The sequence below is a fragment of the Pseudomonas antarctica genome (genome assembly GCF_900624995.1).
Classification (GTDB): Bacteria; Pseudomonadota; Gammaproteobacteria; order Pseudomonadales; family Pseudomonadaceae; genus Aquipseudomonas; species Aquipseudomonas antarctica.
On record NZ_UYXQ01000087.1, the window covers coordinates 1 to 17329 of the forward strand.

At 59.9% G+C, this 17329-nt stretch carries 14 protein-coding genes and 2 pseudogenes; 11 read left to right on the forward strand and 5 right to left on the reverse strand.

Annotated elements, in window-relative coordinates; translation table 11 throughout:
• From E0F99_RS23595 to E0F99_RS23615, 5 genes are all read left to right on the forward strand, one after another.
• Window positions 1-1426 (forward strand): response regulator (locus tag E0F99_RS23595; RefSeq protein WP_130908952.1); only part of this gene is annotated, 1426 nt, incomplete at its 5' end.
• Window positions 1427-2257 carry a CheR family methyltransferase gene (locus E0F99_RS23600; protein WP_173667116.1) on the forward strand — a complete coding sequence of 277 codons (831 nt, stop codon included), beginning with the start codon at window positions 1427-1429 and terminating at the stop codon, window positions 2255-2257. It abuts the gene before it with no gap.
• Entirely contained in the window at window positions 2254-2853 is a 600-nt protein-coding gene (locus E0F99_RS23605; RefSeq protein WP_083358362.1) for a chemotaxis protein CheB, read from the forward strand. Before E0F99_RS23600 ends, E0F99_RS23605 begins: the two co-directional genes overlap by 4 nt.
• Window positions 2847-4040 (forward strand): hybrid sensor histidine kinase/response regulator, encoded by a 1194-nt coding sequence (locus tag E0F99_RS23610; protein WP_083358363.1) that lies wholly within the window; start codon window positions 2847-2849, stop codon window positions 4038-4040. Before E0F99_RS23605 ends, E0F99_RS23610 begins: the two co-directional genes overlap by 7 nt.
• Window positions 4041-4118: 78 nt before the next feature.
• A complete protein-coding gene (locus E0F99_RS23615; RefSeq protein WP_003217591.1) occupies window positions 4119-4496 on the forward strand; it encodes a response regulator in 378 nt (125 codons plus the stop codon).
• Window positions 4497-4535: 39 nt separating this feature from the next.
• Here the strand turns inward: E0F99_RS23615 and E0F99_RS23620 are convergent, their stop codons facing one another.
• The 4 genes and pseudogenes from E0F99_RS23620 to E0F99_RS30590 all read right to left on the reverse strand — a co-directional run.
• Window positions 4536-6206 carry an ATP-binding protein gene (locus tag E0F99_RS23620; RefSeq protein WP_083358364.1) on the reverse strand — a complete coding sequence of 557 codons (1671 nt, stop codon included), beginning with the start codon at window positions 6204-6206 and terminating at the stop codon, window positions 4536-4538.
• A complete protein-coding gene (locus tag E0F99_RS23625) occupies window positions 6206-7705 on the reverse strand; it encodes an ATPase domain-containing protein (protein ID WP_083358365.1) in 1500 nt (499 codons plus the stop codon). Before E0F99_RS23625 ends, E0F99_RS23620 begins: the two co-directional genes overlap by 1 nt.
• Before the next feature lie 449 nt (window positions 7706-8154).
• A complete protein-coding gene (locus E0F99_RS23630; protein WP_083358366.1) occupies window positions 8155-9213 on the reverse strand; it encodes a tetratricopeptide repeat protein in 1059 nt (352 codons plus the stop codon).
• A 76-nt stretch (window positions 9214-9289) separates the two neighbouring features.
• Window positions 9290-9382: pseudogene (locus E0F99_RS30590) on the reverse strand (bestrophin family protein); the annotation flags it as partial.
• A gap of 162 nt (window positions 9383-9544) precedes the next feature.
• On the opposite strand from E0F99_RS30590, the pseudogene blaOXA reads away from it, so the two are divergent.
• The 6 genes and pseudogenes from blaOXA to E0F99_RS23665 form a co-directional block, all read left to right on the forward strand.
• A pseudogene (gene blaOXA / locus E0F99_RS23640) lies at window positions 9545-10351 on the forward strand (class D beta-lactamase); the annotation flags it as partial.
• 406 nt (window positions 10352-10757) lie between these two features.
• Window positions 10758-12407 (forward strand): AMP-binding protein, encoded by a 1650-nt coding sequence (locus E0F99_RS23645; protein ID WP_083358368.1) that lies wholly within the window; start codon window positions 10758-10760, stop codon window positions 12405-12407.
• 21 nt (window positions 12408-12428) lie between these two features.
• On the forward strand, window positions 12429-13196 hold the full coding sequence (locus tag E0F99_RS23650; RefSeq protein ID WP_083358369.1) for an SDR family NAD(P)-dependent oxidoreductase: 768 nt from the start codon (window positions 12429-12431) through the stop codon (window positions 13194-13196).
• Between the two features lie 11 nt (window positions 13197-13207).
• A complete protein-coding gene (locus E0F99_RS23655) occupies window positions 13208-14392 on the forward strand; it encodes an acetyl-CoA C-acyltransferase (RefSeq protein ID WP_083358370.1) in 1185 nt (394 codons plus the stop codon).
• 9 nt (window positions 14393-14401) lie between these two features.
• On the forward strand, window positions 14402-15529 hold the full coding sequence (locus E0F99_RS23660; protein ID WP_083358371.1) for an acyl-CoA dehydrogenase: 1128 nt from the start codon (window positions 14402-14404) through the stop codon (window positions 15527-15529).
• 11 nt (window positions 15530-15540) lie between these two features.
• Entirely contained in the window at window positions 15541-16314 is a 774-nt protein-coding gene (locus tag E0F99_RS23665; RefSeq protein ID WP_083358372.1) for an enoyl-CoA hydratase, read from the forward strand.
• 352 nt (window positions 16315-16666) lie between these two features.
• On the opposite strand, the gene E0F99_RS23670 is transcribed toward E0F99_RS23665, so the two are convergent.
• The coding region (locus tag E0F99_RS23670) for an acyl-CoA dehydrogenase family protein (protein ID WP_207303096.1) at window positions 16667-17329 on the reverse strand (663 nt) is incomplete at its 5' end.

Sequence of the window (17329 nt, forward strand, 5' to 3'; positions counted from 1 at the left end):
CCAGGCCACGTTCGTCGGGGGCCATATCATCGTGACCAGCGAACCGGGCAAGGGCAGTGTTTTTACCCTGGTTTTACCGGAGCAGTACGTCGAACGCGAGGAGGGCGCTGCCCCCATCGAGCAGCCGCGCCAGGCCGTGGCGGCCCCCGCGCCAGCGCCCATCGCGGTTTCACCACTGCCGGTGGCCGATGCCCAACAGATCCCGCGCTTTGCCGATGACCGTGACAAGGCCCCATTCACCACCCGTTGCATCCTGGTGGTGGAAGACGAGCCGAACTTTGCGCGTATTCTGTTCGACCTGGCCCACGAGCTGGGTTACCAATGCTTGGTCGCCCACGGCGCGGACGAAGGCTACAGCCTGGCCGAGGAATTCGTGCCGGACGCGATCCTGTTGGACATGCGCCTGCCCGACCATTCCGGGCTGACCGTGCTGCAACGCCTGAAAGAACACGCCAATACCCGCCATATTCCCGTGCATGTGATTTCCGTGGAAGACCGTGTCGAAGCCGCCATGCACATGGGCGCCATCGGTTATGCCGTTAAACCCACCACCCGCGAAGAGCTCAAGGACGTGTTTGCACGCCTGGAAGCCAAGCTGACCCAGAAGGTCAAGCGCGTATTGCTGGTGGAAGACGACGATTTGCAACGCGACAGCATTGCCCGCCTGATCGGCGACGATGACATTGAAATTACCGATGTTGGCTTCGCCCAGGCCGCCCTGGACCTGCTGCGCACCAACATCTACGACTGCATGATCATCGACCTCAAGCTGCCGGACATGCTGGGCAATGAGCTGCTCAAGCGCATGGCCACCGAGGATATTTGCTCGTTCCCGCCGGTGATCGTCTACACCGGGCGCAATTTGACTCGCGATGAAGAGGCCGAGCTGCGCAAGTATTCGCGCTCGATCATCATTAAAGGGGCACGCTCACCTGAACGCTTGCTGGACGAAGTGACACTCTTTCTGCACAAAGTCGAATCCCAGCTGTCCCATGACCGCCAGAAGATGCTCAAGACTGCGCGCAGTCGCGACAAGGTCTTCGAGGGGCGTAAAATCCTGTTGGTGGACGACGATGTGCGCAACATTTTCGCCCTGACCAGCGCCCTGGAGCATAAAGGTGCGGTGGTGGTGATCGGGCGTAACGGCCGTGAAGCCATCGATAAACTCAATGAAGTTGACGACATCGACCTGGTGCTGATGGACGTGATGATGCCGGAGATGGACGGTTACGAGGCGACCGCCTTGATCCGCCAGGACCCGCGCTGGAAGAAACTGCCGATCATTGCGGTGACGGCCAAGGCCATGAAGGACGATCAGGAGCGCTGCCTTGCGGCGGGTTCCAACGATTACCTGGCCAAGCCGATTGACCTGGATCGCCTGTTCTCGCTGATTCGCGTGTGGCTACCGAAGATGGAACGTATTTAAGTGGAGCAGCGTTTTTTGGACAAAAGCAGCGATATTGAGCTGCGCCTGTTGATCGAGGCGATTTACCTCAAGTACAGCTACGACTTTCGTGACTATTCCGGTGCGTCGGTCAAGCGCCGCGTGGCCCATGCCCTGCGTCAGTTTGATTGCGCGACCATTTCCGCGCTGCAGGAGCGGGTGCTGCACGATCCTTCTGCGTTCATGCAGTTGCTGCAATTTCTGACGATCCCGGTCAGCGAGATGTTTCGCGACCCGTCGCATTTTCTGGCGATTCGCCAGGAAGTGGTGCCGTTGCTCAAGACCTACCCGTCGATCAAGATCTGGATCGCCGGCTGCAGCACGGGGGAGGAGGTGTACTCCATGGCCATCCTGCTGCGCGAAGAGGGGCTGCTCGAGCGCACTATCATCTATGCCACGGACATCAACCCGGCGTCGCTGGAGAAGGCCAAACAAGGGATTTTCTCGCTGGAAAATGTACGCGCCTACACTGCCAATTATCAGCAGGCTGGTGGCCAGCGTTCATTCGCCGACTACTATACGGCGGCCTACGATTACGCGATCTTCGACAAGACGCTGCGTGAGAACGTTACCTTCGCGGATCACAGCCTGGCGACTGACAGCGTATTTTCAGAAACTCAATTAATTTCATGTCGCAATGTGCTGATTTACTTCAATAAAAAATTGCAGGATAGGGCGTTTGGATTGTTTCATGAGTCGCTGTGTCATCGCGGCTTCCTGGTGCTGGGCAGTAAGGAAACCCTGGATTTTTCCGCCTACAGCAAACAATTCGAACCCTTGGTCAAGCAGGAACGGATCTACCGAAAATCATGAACGAGGCGCAAGCCAACCCGTTATTCGGGATTGAAGCCATCGTCGTCGGCGCCTCTGCCGGTGGTGTCGAGGCGTTGCTGACGATTTTTGGCGAGCTGCCTGAAGGGTTTGCCTTGCCGATTATTGCCGTATTGCACCTGCCGGACGAACGCCGCAGCCAATTGGCGGAAGTGTTTGCACGGCGCTTGCGGATCCCGGTGAAGGAAGCGCAGGACAAAGAAGTGATCGTGGCCGGCACGGTGTACTTCGCCGGGCCCGGCTATCACCTCTCGGTAGAACATGACCGCAGTTTGTCCCTGAGCCAGGAAGACCGCGTGCACCACTCCCGCCCAGCCATTGATTACCTGTTCGCCTCTGCCGCCGATGCCTATGGCAAGGGTTTGCTGGCGATCCTGCTGACCGGCGCCAACCAGGATGGCGCGCACGGGCTGGTCCACGTCAAGCAGTCGGGCGGCACCACGGTGGTACAAGACCCCGACGAAGCACGCATCGCCGTCATGCCGTTGGCGGCCTTGGCGCTGCACACACCTGACCATATTCTGACCTTGAGCCGCATTGCCTCATTGCTGGCTTCCCTGGAATCTTCCCCATGTTAAGTAATATCCAGGCCAAACTGCTGATCGTCGACGATCTGCCGGAAAACCTGCTGGCCCTCGAAGCGCTGATCAAGCGCGAGGATCGCCAGGTCTTCAAGGCATTGAGCGCCGATGAGGCGTTGTCACTGTTGCTGGAGCACGAGTTCGCCATGGCGATTCTCGACGTGCAAATGCCCGGCATGAATGGTTTCGAGCTGGCCGAACTGATGCGCGGCACCGAAAAAACCAAGAACATCCCGATTGTGTTCGTCAGCGCCGCCGGCCGCGAACTCAATTACGCCTTCAAAGGCTATGAAAGCGGCGCCGTGGACTTCCTGCACAAGCCACTGGATATCCACGCGGTGAAGAGCAAGGTCAATGTGTTCGTCGACTTGTACCGCCAGAGCAAGGCGATGAAACTGCAGGTGGAGGCCCTGGAACGCAGCCGTCGCGAGCAGGAACTGCTGCTGACGCGCCTGCAGGCCACCCAGGCTGAGCTGGAGCAGGCGGTGCGCATGCGTGACGACTTCATGTCGATCGTCGCCCACGAAGTGCGCACGCCGCTTAACGGCCTGATTCTCGAAACCCAACTGCGCAAGATGCACTTGGCAAAGGATAACGCGGCCGCGTTCACCCTGGACAAGATGCACGCCATGGTTGATCGCGATGAGCGCCAGATCAAAAGCCTGATTCGCCTGATCGAAGACATGCTCGACGTGTCGCGTATCCGCACCGGCAAGCTGTCCATCCGCCCGGCGCGCTTTGATCTGGCCCAGTTGGTGCGTAACCTGGTGGAAAACTTTGCACCGCAAGTGGCGGCGGCCGACTCATCGATGCAGCTGGAAACCGAAGGCCCCGTGGAGGGCAACTGGGATGAGTTCCGCATCGAGCAGGTGGTGTCAAACCTGCTGACCAACGCGCTGCGCTACGGGGCCAAGAGCCCGGTGCAAGTGCGGGTCTATACCGAGCATGGCGAAGCGCGGGTGGAAGTGCGTGACCATGGCATCGGCATCAGTGAAGACAACCAGAAGCGTATTTTTCAACAGTTCGAGCGGGTATCGGCCAGCCATGTATCGGCGGGTTTGGGCCTGGGGTTGTTTATTTCCGAGCAGATCGTGGCGGCCCACGGCGGCAGTATTGAGGTCGAAAGCCAGATCGACGAGGGCGCTCGTTTCCGGGTGTGCCTGCCACTTGAGGCGTCGACATGAAATCAATCGTCACCTCGACGCAACCTCTGCGTGACCCCATGGTCGTAACTGCAGCAATTGACCGGACAAAGGCTTCCCATGAGTGAAGATGCACAAGATGTCGTTCTGATCGTCGAGGACGACGAATCCATTATGTTTGTGCTGGGTGAATACCTGGCTGGGCTGGGCTATCGGGTGTTGAAGGCGATTGACGGCGAGCAGGCGTTCGAAATTCTCGCGACCAAGCCGCACCTGGACCTGATGGTCACTGACTATCGCTTGCCGGGCGGGATTTCCGGGGTGCAGATCGCTGAGCCTGCGATCAAGCTGCGACCGGAATTGAAAGTAATCTTTATCAGTGGTTATCCGCAGGAAATTCTCGACTGCAACAGCCCGATCACGCGCAATGCACCGATCCTGGCCAAGCCGTTTGACTTGGATACGCTGCAAGAGCATATCCAGCGCTTGCTGGCGTAAACCACTCCAGGGCTGCCTGGCAGCCCTTGTTGTAGAGCGTCAATCCCGAATCATCTCCCGCACCTTCGCCGTCAACAGATCAAACGTGAACGGCTTGGTGATCAATTGCATCCCAGGGTCCAGGAAGCCACCGCGCACTGCCGCGTGTTCGGCATACCCGGTGATGAACAGCACCTTGAGCTCGGGACGCATCTGCCGACCGATTTCGGCCATCTGCCGGCCGTTCATTCCGGGCAGGCCTACATCACTGATCAGCAGGTCAATGCGCTGGTCTGACTCAATGATTGGCAGCGCCGTGTCGGCATCACCCGCCTCGACAAAGGCGTAACCCAGCTCTTTAAGTACGACACTGACCAATACCCGTACCGCCGGGTCGTCCTCGACAATCAACACCGTCTCACCCGCATTGGCGAAAGGCAGCAGCGTTGGGTTGAGCAACTCGAGCGTCTTCATTTCACCGACAAAACGCGGTAGGAACAGGCTGACGGTAGTACCTTTACCGACTTCGCTGTGAATCGTGACATGGCCGTGGGACTGGCGGGCAAAGCCATAAATCATCGACAAGCCAAGGCCTGTGCCCTGGCCAATGGGCTTGGTGGTGAAGAAGGGATCGAAGACCCGGCCGAGCAGGTGTTCGGGGATACCGCAGCCGGTGTCGCTGACGCTCAGCTCCACGTAATCGCCGGGTTTCAATGTGCCGTAGGCGGCAGTGAACACGCTGTCCAAGTGGCGGTTGGTGGTTTCCACCACCAGCTTGCCGCCGCCGGGCATGGCGTCGCGCGCATTGATGACCAGGTTGAGCAGGGCGCTTTCGAGCTGGTTGGGGTCGGCTTCGGCGGTCCAGAGCAGTTCGCCTAGACGCATATCCAAGGCGATGCTTTCATTGATGCTGCGTTGCAGCAATTCACCCATGGAGGTCACTAACTTGCTGATCTCCACCGGTTTGGAGTCCAGTGACTGACGACGGGAGAACGCCAGCAGTCGGTGGGTCAGGCCCGCCGCGCGGTTGGCTGAGGTCACGCCGAGGTCGATCAGGCTGTCGAGGTCATCCAGCTTGCCGCGTGACACACGCCGTCGCAGCAGCTCCAGGCTGCCGATGATCCCGGTGAGCATGTTGTTGAAGTCATGGGCGATGCCGCCGGTCAACTGGCCGACGGCTTCCATTTTCTGTGATTGGCGCAGCGCTTCTTCATTGGTGCGCAGTTGCGCTGTGCGCTCCTCGACTTGCTGTTCAAGGGTTTCCAGGGTGCGTTGCAGGCGCAGTTCACTCTCGCTCAAATCAATCAGCCGGTCGCGGGCTTCGTATTGCCTACGCCGGCCGCGAAGGGCGGCGCTCACCAAGCTGATCAGGGTCACCGGATGGAAGGGGCGCTCCAGGAAGGTCACGTTGCCCAGCAGCCCGCTTAAATGCGAGGAGCCGTTCTGCTCGCTGCCGCCATGATGGGTCATCAGTACGATCGGCAAGTCCGACCAGGCCGGCTGGTGGTGCAAATGCTCCAGCAACGGCGCCAAATCGACGCCGCGCAACGCTTCGGCAGCAATTACCAGCAAGCCGGCGCCTTGTTCCAGGGCTTCACATAAAGCCCCCAGGTGACTGGCAATAATGCCGCTGTAGCCGGCCTCGTTAAGCATCATCAGCGCCAGTGTGCTGTCACGGCCCAATGGCGCCAGGATAATTGCACGCTCTGAGAGAGGGGATAAACCGGTCACTAGCCCTCATCCTTAAGCAGAGGGGATCCGGCGCCCATGTAGGTCGGGATACCGCGTAATACGCCTTGGAAATTATCGAGCGGCTCGCCGACGGTCATGCCTAGGCTGCCGATGCGGTATTCACGAATCGTCGATTCGTGTGAGCCGGTGCGTTTCTTGATAATCGAAATGGCACGGCGCACCTTGCCCAGCGCTTCGAAGTAGCGCAGCAGAATAACCGTGTCGGCCAGGTAGGTAATGTCGACGGGAGCCTGCATATCGCCAACGAGGCCATGCTGGGCGACCGTCATAAACGTCGCAGCACCACGGCGGTTCAAGTACAGCAGCAGTTCGTGCATGTGCAGGATCAGTGCGTTTTCTTCCGGCATCGCGGCCTGATAGCCGTTGATGCTGTCGATCACTACGGTTTTGATACCGCGTTCATCCACGCAGCGCCGCACCCGGTGCGAGAACTCGCCCGGCGACAGCTCGGCAGCGTCGACCTGTTCGATCAGCAGGTTGCCGGTGGCTTGCAGGGCCTCAAGGTCGATGCCCATGTTTCTCATGCGTTCGAACAACAGGCCCAGCTCTTCATCGAAGATGAACAGCGCGGCTTTCTCGCCACGGGTCACGGCGGCTGCGGCAAAGATCATCGAGATCAACGATTTGCCGGTACCGGCAGGCCCCAGGATCAAGCTGCTCGAACCGGTCTCGACACCGCCGCCCATCAGTGCATCCAATTGCGCAATGCCACTGCTCAGGGTTTGGCGCACGTAGCCGCCGCGATGCTCGGCGGCGACCAGGCGTGGAAACACATGGATACCGTCGGCCATGATGGTGAAGTCGTGGAAACCGCCACGGTATTTCTGACCACGGTATTTCACCACCCGCACGCGGCGACGTTCGGCGCCGTAGCTGGGGGTCAATTCTTCCAGGCGAATCACGCCATGGGCCACGCTGTGCACGGTTTTATCCAGGGATTCGGTGGTCAGGTCGTCGAGCAGCAGCACGGTGGCATTGTAGCGTACGAAGTAGTGCTTGATCGCCAGGATCTGGCGGCGATAGCGCAGCGAGCTTTGCGCCAGTAGGCGGATCTCCGACAGGCTGTCGATGACCACGCGCGTCGGCTTGACCTGTTCGACCACTTCAAAGATTTGCCGGGTGGCTTCGCCCAGTTCCAGGTCCGACGAGTACAACAGGCTCTGCTGGTGGTCGGCGTCGAGCAGGCTCTCGGGTGGGGTGAGTTCGAAGATGTGGATGTTGTCATCCAGGTCCCAACCATGGGACTCGGCGCCCTGGCGCAATTCGCGCTCGGTTTCGGACAGGGTGATGTACAGGGATCGTTCACCGTTTTTTGCGCCAGCCTGCAGAAAATGCAGGGCTACGGTGGTTTTACCCGTGCCAGGTTCGCCTTCCAGCAGGAACAGGTGGCTGCGCGATAGCCCCCCGGAAAGAATGTCATCAAGACCTTCGATGCCGGTAGCCGCCTTTTCACTGAACAGCTCTTTGGATGTAGACAAGAAGTGCCCTCGGGTCACGTACAAGTAGAGGAGCGCGCCGCCTTGGGCGCGCCATATTTACTTGACCGTAGTGGCCCGTGGCGGTTCAACACTTCGTAATATTTGTAACTGCGTCGGGCTTATAGCTAGCCTTCAGGGGCTTTGTAGCCGGGTGACTTCCAGGTGATTAAGAGGGGCTCGGCACGCAGCAACCTGTGGTGCGTGCGCCTGGGTGGCGGAGCTGCTTTAGTTGGGTTGAGTACATATCCGTTGCTGCGGTAACGGCGGCTTCCCAGCTCTTTTCGTCATCCTGACTGAGGTTTGGGGGGATTTTAATCCAAGACCTTCAAAGGCATGGCGGTAAGAGCGGAGCCGATCTGAGCCATGACCCGAATACCGGATATGTACCCCGCGCAGGGCAAGCACGCTCGCCACAGGTGGTTGGTCGCCCTTAACTTAAGGGTTGGCTCTTACAGGCCTTGTTGCAGTGCAGGATCGTCCGGGTTTTGCTGCTCAAGTTGCGCCAGTAACACCTGGACGTTTTGCAGCTGGCCGGTCTCTTTCCAATAGTTGATCAACAACACGCGGGCTTTGCGGTTGGCGGGATGGCGCTGCACGATTTCTTCCAGTTGACGCTGGGCTGCTTCAAGCTCTTCCTGGGCGTGCAACGTGGTCGCCAGGTCGTAGCGGTAATCCTGATTGTCCGGCTCCAGTTCCACCGCTTTGGACAGGCCGAGCAAGGCATAAGGGCGCTCGCCGTGATGCAGCAACCACATGCCCAAGGCATGTTGCAGGTAGGCCGACTCAGGATGCGCGGCCAGTTGCCGTGCCAGCAGCTGGCGCGACTCGTCGGTCTTGCCTTGTTTGTCCAATAATTCGATCTGCGCTACACCCGCTTGCAGGTTGTCCGGCTGTAAACGCATGGCTTGCGCCAAGGCATTTTGCGCGTCCGGTAGCAGCACGCTGTGAATGTACAAGCGCGCCAGCTGAATCCAGCCCTCGGCGGTTTCAGGCTGCTCCTTGAGTTTTTTCACGAACTCATCAAGTACTTGCTGCAAGGGCCCGAAGTACAGGCCCAAGGTATCCGGCGACAGACCCAACAACGCATTGGCGGCGGCAAAGCGCACCTCTTGTTCAGGATCGTCAAGGACCGGCCCCAGCAACAACACGCGTTGGCCGTTGGGCACTAGCCCGACGATGCTGTGAATCGCCGCCTCGCGCACCAATGGCGAATCATTGGCCACGTCTTTATCGGCCAGTTTTAGCGCCTGGGGGCTTGGGTAGTTGGGCAATTCAGCGTGCAACGCTGCGCGACGTTCAGGTGAAAGGTCGGGCCGACCAAGCTGTTGATACAGCACGCGCGCGGCGCCCGGTTCACCGTTATGCGCCTGTTTCAAGGCTTTGCCGTAACCATGGGCAATGGCGGGCGGCACGGCCACCGGGCTGGAACGGGAGAAGAACCAAGTGAGCAGCACAATCAACAACAGGGCGCACAGGCCGAAGATGGAGTAACGGCGTGACTTTGACATGCAGGCGTCCAAAAGCTGGGGCAGCTAGTGCAAAGCTACCAGCTTCGGTCAGACCACGGCAGGTGTCAAACCCGCATCAGCTCAGCACGTATTCAACCGGCTCCAGGGCAGGCGCCAAGTGCCTTTCGCCCAGAGCAGCAAGCGTCTCGCGCTCCAGGGTGCGCACGAGCGGGTCGCTCAGCACCTGGGTTTCGCGAAAAACTGCGCATTCACAGCGTCGATGAATAGTTTAGAAACAAGCTGATTCGTACTGGCACCCGTTTCGACTCTTATGATCACCAACCGGTTAGTCGCGGGCCGCAGACACCTTCAACTGAAAAGGACGCTTAAAATGCTGCTCAAGCCTATTTTTTTTCTTGCTGGACTGTTACTCGCCACGCCCGCGTTGGCCGTCGAGCTAAGAACCAGCCCTGCGATTGATGAGGTTTTCAACAAAGCCGAGGTCAGCGGCACGTTCGTCCTGTATGACGCCAGTACCCAGCAGTGGGTGGGCCATAACAAGAAACGCGCCGAAACGCGCTTCACGCCAGCGTCCACGTTCAAAATCCCCAATAGCTTGATCGGTTTGCACACCGGCAGTGTCGGTGGGGTGGATGAGGTGTTCTATCGTCATGATGGTCAGCCGCAGATGCTCACAGCATGGGAAAAGGACATGAACTTGCGTGAAGCTATCGCAACGTCCAACGTCAAGGCTTATCAAGTGCTTGCGCGGCGGGTGGGCCTGGCGCCGATGCAAGCGAACCTCAATGCACTCCACTATGGCAATCGCGTTATCGGCACATCCGTTGAGACATTCTGGCTCGACGACTCGCTGCGGATCAGCGCCATCGAACAAGTGAAATTTCTTACGCGCCTCGCGCAAGGGAAATTACCCTACCCAGTAAGCCTGCAAGCCGAGGTAAGGGAAATAATCAAGCTCGAAACCGGTACGACGTGGCGCCTGTATGGCAAGACGGGCTGGGCGGGTAAGCATGATCCGGGTATTGGCTGGTTCGTAGGATGGGTCGAGCAAGCCGGTAACATTTATGTGTTCGCACTTAACATTGATGTACCCCGCGACAGTGAGCCGCCTGCGCTGCCAACCGCCTTGGCAAAACGGATCGAAGTCGCCAAAGCCAGCCTCGCTGCGGCTGGTGTGGACTTTGCGCCCAATCCCCACACGTACCGGCTGAACGAAATGTTGCCCAGCGTAGCCGATAAGAACGCCCCGGCAGGTTCGCTGCAAACCGACTAGCCGTTTTTTGCAACCGACACTCTACCCAACAAACGGGTGCGCGCGGCCATGCCGGTCGCGGGCCTGGCGCTGCCCGGTGCTCGGTGCTCGGGTCGAGCTGGAGGCGACAGCCGCCAACGTGCACTCGCTTCTTTGCCCTGTTTGCTGCGCATCAAGGCTCGCTCGAACGGATGGGGCACATAAGCATTGGCCAAACCAGTCAGCCAAGTTGAAGGCTTTGACCATTGCCGCTCCAGCGCTCTAGAGCGACTATTTCCACGCTTACAGGCTCAAAAATGTCCTAAAAATAAAAAACACAAGGATTGAAGCGATGCGTGAGTATTTGGCAGCCACCACCGAGTTTGATTACCAGCACACCGTCAACGCCGCATTGGCTGGCAACCTGCAGGCACTGAATGCCTGCGTGGAATGCTGCGACCGGCACGCACTGCCGGGCCGCATCGCACTGTTCTGGGAAGGTAAGGACGGGCGCAGCGCCACGTCGACCTTTACTGATTTGCAGGACCAGGCGGCCCGTTTCGCCAATTTCCTCCTGGCCCAGGGCGTCAAACGTGGTGACAAAGTGGCGGGCCTGTTGCCACGCACGGCGGAATTGCTGGTGGTGGTGTTTGCCACCTGGCGTATCGGCGCAGTTTACCAGCCGCTGTTTACCGCATTCGGCCCCAAGGCCATCGAACACCGCCTGAACAGTTCCGGTGCAGCGCTGGTGGTCACCGACGCGGTGAACCGGCCCAAGCTGGCGCAAGTGCAGGGTTGCCCGACCATCGTCACCGTCGCCGGTGCCAAGGGCGAAGGCATCGTGCACGGCGATTACAGTTTCTGGGCCGAATTACCTAACTACCCCAATGTGTGCGAGCCGGTGCTACTGGGCGCCGATGATCCCTTTTTGCTGATGTTCACCTCGGGCACAACCGGCCCATCGAAAGCACTGTCAGTGCCACTCAAGGCCATCGTCGCGTTCCAGAGCTACACCCGCGACGCGGTGGACCTGCGCCCCGAAGATGCGTTCTGGAACGTTGCGGACCCGGGCTGGGCCTACGGCATCTATTTCGGTGTCACCGGGCCGCTGTCCATGGGCCACCCGATCACCTTCTACGATGGGCCTTTCACCCTGGAGAGCACGTGCCGGGTGATCAACAAATACGCGATTACCAACCTCGCCGGTTCGCCAACGGCGTACCGCCTGCTGATTGCCGGTGGCGAGCAGTTCGCCCGGTCGATCAAAGGCAAGCTGCGCATTGTCAGCAGTGCCGGTGAGCCGTTGAACCCGGAGGTGATCCGCTGGTTCGCCGATAACCTGGGCGTCACCATCCACGACCACTACGGCCAGACCGAACTGGGCATGGTGCTGTGCAACCACCACGGCCTGCTGCATCCAGTGCATGTCGGCGCAGCCGGGTTCGCCTCGCCAGGGCATCGCATTGTGGTGCTGGATGACGATCACCAGGAATTGTCCGCCGGCCAGCCGGGAATCCTGGCTATCGACCGCGAACAGTCGCCGATGTGCTGGTTCGCCGGCTATGACGGCGTGAAAACCAAGGCGTTTGTCGGCAAATACTACCTCAGCGGCGACACCGTGGAGCGCAACCCGGACGGCAGCATCAGCTTCGTCGGGCGCAGCGACGATGTGATCACCACGTCGGGCTACCGAGTAGGCCCGTTCGACGTGGAAAGTGCGCTGGTTGAACACCCGGCCGTGGTCGAAGCGGCGGTGGTCGGCAAGCCTGACCCGGAACGCACTGAACTGGTGAAAGCCTTCGTGGTGATCAGTGAGCAATACCGCGCGACGCCGGAGCTGGCCGAAGAGCTGCGATTGCACGTACGCAAGCGCCTCGCCGCGCATGCCTACCCGCGGGAAATCGAATTTGTCAGCGACTTGCCCAAGACCCCGAGTGGCAAGCTGCAGCGTTTTATTTTGCGTAATCAGGAAATCGCCAAGGCTCAAGCGGCACTGGCGTGATCCCTTTCAAAGGAAATAGAGATGCAGATTGAAAACAAGGTATTCCTGGTCAGCGGCGGCGCTTCGGGCCTCGGCGCGGCCACCGCAGAAATGCTGGTCGCCGCCGGCGCCAAGGTAATGCTGGTCGACCTGAACGCCGAGGCCGTCGCGGCCAAGGCCAAACAGCTGGGCGATAGCGCCCGCAGCGCGGTGGCGGATATCAGCCAGCAAGCCGCTGCCGAAGCCGCCGTGCAAGCCACCGTCGCGGCCTTTGGTGGGTTACACGGGCTGGTGAACTGCGCCGGTGTGGTTCGCGGCGAGAAAATCCTCGGCAAGAACGGCCCCCATGCCCTGGCCAGCTTTGCCCAGGTAATCAACGTCAACCTGATCGGCAGCTTCAACCTGCTGCGCCTGGCCGCTGCGGCCATCGCCGAAACCGAGGCAAATGCCGATGGCGAGCGCGGCGTGATCATCAATACCGCATCAGTGGCCGCCTTCGACGGGCAGATCGGCCAGGCGGCATATTCGGCCTCCAAAGGCGCCATCGCCAGCCTGACGCTGCCCGCCGCACGGGAGCTGGCGCGCTTCGGCATCCGGGTCATGACCATCGCCCCCGGCATTTTCGAAACGCCGATGATGGCTGGCATGACGTCTGAAGTGCGCGATTCCCTGGCCGCCGGCGTGCCGTTCCCGCCACGCCTGGGCAGGCCTGCCGAATACGCTGCGCTGGTGCGGCACATCATTGAAAACAGCATGCTCAATGGCGAGGTGATCCGTCTCGACGGTGCTTTGCGCATGACAGCCAAGTAAGGAGGATTTTTATGAGCGACCCCATCGTTATTGTCAGTGCCGTACGCACGCCCATGGGCGGTTTCCAGGGCGACCTCAGAGGGCTAACCGCGCCGCAGCTTGGGGCCGCAGCGATTCGCGCCGCCGTCGAGCGTGCCGGTATTGCGCCGGACGCCGTGGATCAAGTGCTGTTCGGCTGCGTACTGCCCGCAGGCCTCGGCCAGGCACCTGCACGGCAGGCAGCCTTGGGCGCCGGGTTGGACAAGGGCACCCGCTGCACCACGCTCAACAAAATGTGCGGCTCGGGCATGGAAGCGACCATCCTGGCCCACGATTCATTGTTGGCCGGCAGTGTCGATGTGGTGGTGGCCGGCGGCATGGAAAGCATGTCCAACGCACCGTACCTACTCGACCGCGCACGCAGCGGCTACCGCATGGGCCACGGCAAGGTGCTTGACCACATGTTCCTCGACGGCCTCGAAGACGCCTACGACAAAGGTCGCCTGATGGGCACCTTTGCTGAAGATTGTGCTGAGCACAACGGCTTTACCCGCGAGGCCCAGGACGCTTTCGCCATTGCCTCGCTAACCCGTGCGCAAGAGGCGATCACCCATGGCAGCTTCGCCGCCGAAATTGTCCCGGTGCAGGTCATGGTGGGCAAAGAGCAGAAAACCATCCTGCATGATGAACAACCACCGAAAGCCAAGCTGGACAAGATTGCCAGCCTCAAACCCGCGTTCCGCGAAGGCGGTACGGTGACGGCGGCCAACGCCAGTTCGATTTCCGACGGGGCGGCGGCGTTGCTGTTGATGCGTCAGTCCGAAGCGCACAAGCGCGGCCTCAAACCGCTGGCGGTGATCCATGGCCACGCCGCATTTGCCGATGAGCCGGGGCTGTTCCCGGTGGCACCGGTGGGCGCGATTCGCAAGCTGATGAGTAAGACCGGCTGGAACCTCGACGAAGTAGATCTGTTCGAGATCAACGAGGCCTTCGCGGTGGTCAGCCTGGTGACCATGAGCAAACTGGAAATCCCGCACAGCAAGGTCAACATTCACGGCGGCGCCTGCGCCCTGGGCCACCCGATTGGTGCCTCGGGTGCGCGCATCCTGGTGACGTTGCTCTCGGCCCTGCGCCAGAAAGGCCTCAAGCGCGGCGTTGCTGCGATTTGCATCGGCGGCGGTGAAGCCACGGCCATGGCCGTCGAATGCGTGTATTAAGGACTTTTTATGCTGCCCAATGACGAACAACTGCAAATCAGCGACGCGGCCCGGCAATTTGCCCAGGAGCGTTTGAAACCGTTCGCCGCCGAGTGGGACCGCGAGCACCGTTTTCCAACGCAAGCCATCGGCGAAATGGCCGAGTTGGGCTTTTTCGGCATGTTGGTGCCGGAACAGTGGGGCGGTTGCGACACCGGCTACCTGGCCTACGCCATGGCGCTGGAAGAAATCGCCGCCGGTGACGGCGCGTGCTCGACCATCATGAGCGTGCACAACTCAGTGGGCTGCGTGCCGATTCTGAAATTCGGCAACGATCAGCACAAAGAGCAATTCCTCAAGCCCTTGGCCAGCGGCGCCATGCTGGGCGCCTTCGCGCTGACCGAACCGCAAGCCGGTTCCGACGCCAGCAGCCTGAAAACCCGTGCACGCCTGGAAGGCGATCACTACGTGCTCAATGGCTGCAAACAGTTCATCACCTCCGGGCAAAACGCCGGCGTCGTGATTGTGTTTGCGGTCACCGACCCGGCCGCCGGCAAACGTGGGATCAGCGCGTTCATCGTGCCCACTGATTCGCCGGGCTACACGGTCGCGCGGGTTGAAGACAAGCTTGGTCAGCACGCCTCCGACACCTGCCAGATCCTGTTTGAGGACGTGAAGGTGCCGGTCGCCAATCGGCTTGGGGAGGAGGGCGAAGGCTACAAGATCGCCCTGGCCAACCTTGAAGGTGGCCGCGTCGGCATCGCCTCGCAATCGGTGGGCATGGCCCGTGCCGCGTTTGAGGCGGCCCGCGACTATGCGCGTGAACGCGAAAGCTTTGGCAAAGCCTTGATCGAACACCAGGCCGTGGCGTTCCGCCTGGCCGACATGGCCACCCAAATCGCGGTCGCCCGGCAGATGGTGCATTACGCCGCCGCCCTGCGTGATAGCGGCAAACCGGCCTTGGTCGAAGCCTCGATGGCCAAGCTGTTTGCCTCGGAAATGGCCGAAAAAGTCTGCTCGGCTGCCTTGCAAACCTTGGGCGGTTACGGTTACCTGAGCGACTTCCCCCTTGAGCGGATCTACCGCGATGTGCGGGTCTGCCAGATTTACGAAGGCACCAGCGATATCCAGCGCATGGTCATCTCACGCAATCTTTAAGGAGCCACTACATGAGTTACGACACCATTTTGCTCGAAGTCCAGGGCCGCGTCGGGCTGATTACCCTTAATCGTCCGCACGCCTTGAATGCTTTGAATGCGCAGCTGGTCAGCGAGTTGAATCAGGCGTTGGACGGGCTGGAAGCCGACCCTGAGATCGGCTGCATCGTGCTGACCGGCTCGAAAAAAGCTTTTGCTGCCGGGGCTGACATCAAGGAAATGGCGGAGCTGACGTATCCGCAAATCTACCTGGATGATCTGTTCAGCGACAGTGACCGGGTGGCTAACCGGCGTAAGCCGATCATTGCTGCGGTTAACGGCTTCGCCCTTGGTGGCGGTTGTGAACTGGCGTTGATGTGCGACTTTATCCTGGCGGGTGATGGGGCCAAGTTTGGTCAGCCAGAAATCAACCTTGGCGTGCTGCCGGGTATGGGCGGCACTCAGCGCCTGACCCGTGCGGTGGGCAAGGCCAAGGCCATGGAAATGTGCCTGACTGGGCGCTTTATCGATGCGGTGGAAGCTGAGCGTTGTGGGATTGTGGCGCGCATTGTGCCGGCTGATGAATTGCTGGAAGAGGCGTTGAAGGTGGCGACCTTGATAGCCGGTAAATCGGTGCCGATCAGCATGATGGTCAAGGAAAGCGTGAACCGTGCGTTTGAGGTGAGCCTTTCTGAAGGTGTGCGTTTTGAGCGTCGGGTGTTTCATGCGGCGTTTGCGACGCAGGATCAGAAGGAAGGGATGGCGGCGTTTGTGGGTAAGCGGGCGCCTGAGTTTAAGGACCGGTAGGGGGCGGTTGCGGTTGGGGGCTGAGGTAACGGCCGCCTAGGGTTGCGCTGTTACAGCGGGTCACTTTTGGAAAGACGGGAATGCCGGCCCAGCCAAAAGTAACCCAAACGTCTTCGCCCCACCACTCGGCACCTCAGATCAAAAGCAAAAGCACGGCGGCCTAGTAGCCGACCTGAGTGGTTGAAGCAAAAAAAACAGGGCAAAAGCACCGCAGCACGCTCTGGCTGATGTAACGAGATCCAACTGTGGGGGCTGGCTTGCCTGCGATGCAGGCACCTCGGTACATCAGGCGCACCCCGTTGATGCCATAGCAGGCAAGCCCGCCCCCACAGTTGACAGCCCCCTAACACCCTCAAAGCTGATAATTCTTCAGCTCCCGCGCAATCACCATCCGTTGAATCTCACTCGTGCCCTCATAAATCTGCGTAATCCGTGCATCCCGGTAATACCGCTCCACCGGGTAATCCTCCAGATACCCATACCCGCCATGAATCTGCATCGCCGAGGAGCAAACCTTCTCAGCCATTTGCGAAGCAAACAGCTTGGCTTGTGACGCTTCCGACAGGCATGGTTTGCCGGCACTGCGCAGACGCGCAGCATGCAAGATCAGCAAGCGTGCGGCATTCAAGCGCGTCTGCATATCGGCCAGCAAGTTAGCAACGCTCTGGTGCTCAATGATCGCTTTGTCGAATTGCACCCGATCCCGTGCATACGCCAGCGCCGCTTCAAACGCCGCACGGGCGATGCCCAAGGCCTGGGCGGCAATACCGATGCGCCCGCCTTCGAGGTTGGACAGAGCAATGGCCAGGCCTTTGCCGCGCTCACCCAACAAGTTGGCTTCAGGCACCGTGCACTGGTTGAGGGTAACTGCGCAGGTATCCGAGGCACGAATGCCCATCTTGTGTTCCGTGCGATCAACCACAAACCCTGGCGTAGCAGTGGGCACCAGGAAGGCCGAAATGCCTTTTTTTCCCAAGTCCGGATCTGTCACCGCAAAGACGATAGCCAACTTGGC

Bases quoted from the DNA above. Each gene is read 5' to 3' on its own strand.
- E0F99_RS23610 (WP_083358363.1), top strand. From the start codon at position 2,847: ATGTTAAGTAATATCCAGGCCAAACTGCTGATCGTCGACGATCTGCCG.
- E0F99_RS23660 (WP_083358371.1), top strand. From the start codon at position 14,402: ATGCTGCCCAATGACGAACAACTGCAAATCAGCGACGCGGCCCGGCAA.
- E0F99_RS23655 (WP_083358370.1), top strand. From the start codon at position 13,208: ATGAGCGACCCCATCGTTATTGTCAGTGCCGTACGCACGCCCATGGGC.
- E0F99_RS23605 (WP_083358362.1), top strand. From the start codon at position 2,254: ATGAACGAGGCGCAAGCCAACCCGTTATTCGGGATTGAAGCCATCGTC.
- E0F99_RS23645 (WP_083358368.1), top strand. From the start codon at position 10,758: ATGCGTGAGTATTTGGCAGCCACCACCGAGTTTGATTACCAGCACACC.
- E0F99_RS23630 (WP_083358366.1), bottom strand. From the start codon at position 9,213: ATGTCAAAGTCACGCCGTTACTCCATCTTCGGCCTGTGCGCCCTGTTG.
- E0F99_RS23615 (WP_003217591.1), top strand. From the start codon at position 4,119: ATGAGTGAAGATGCACAAGATGTCGTTCTGATCGTCGAGGACGACGAA.
- E0F99_RS23665 (WP_083358372.1), top strand. From the start codon at position 15,541: ATGAGTTACGACACCATTTTGCTCGAAGTCCAGGGCCGCGTCGGGCTG.
- E0F99_RS23650 (WP_083358369.1), top strand. From the start codon at position 12,429: ATGCAGATTGAAAACAAGGTATTCCTGGTCAGCGGCGGCGCTTCGGGC.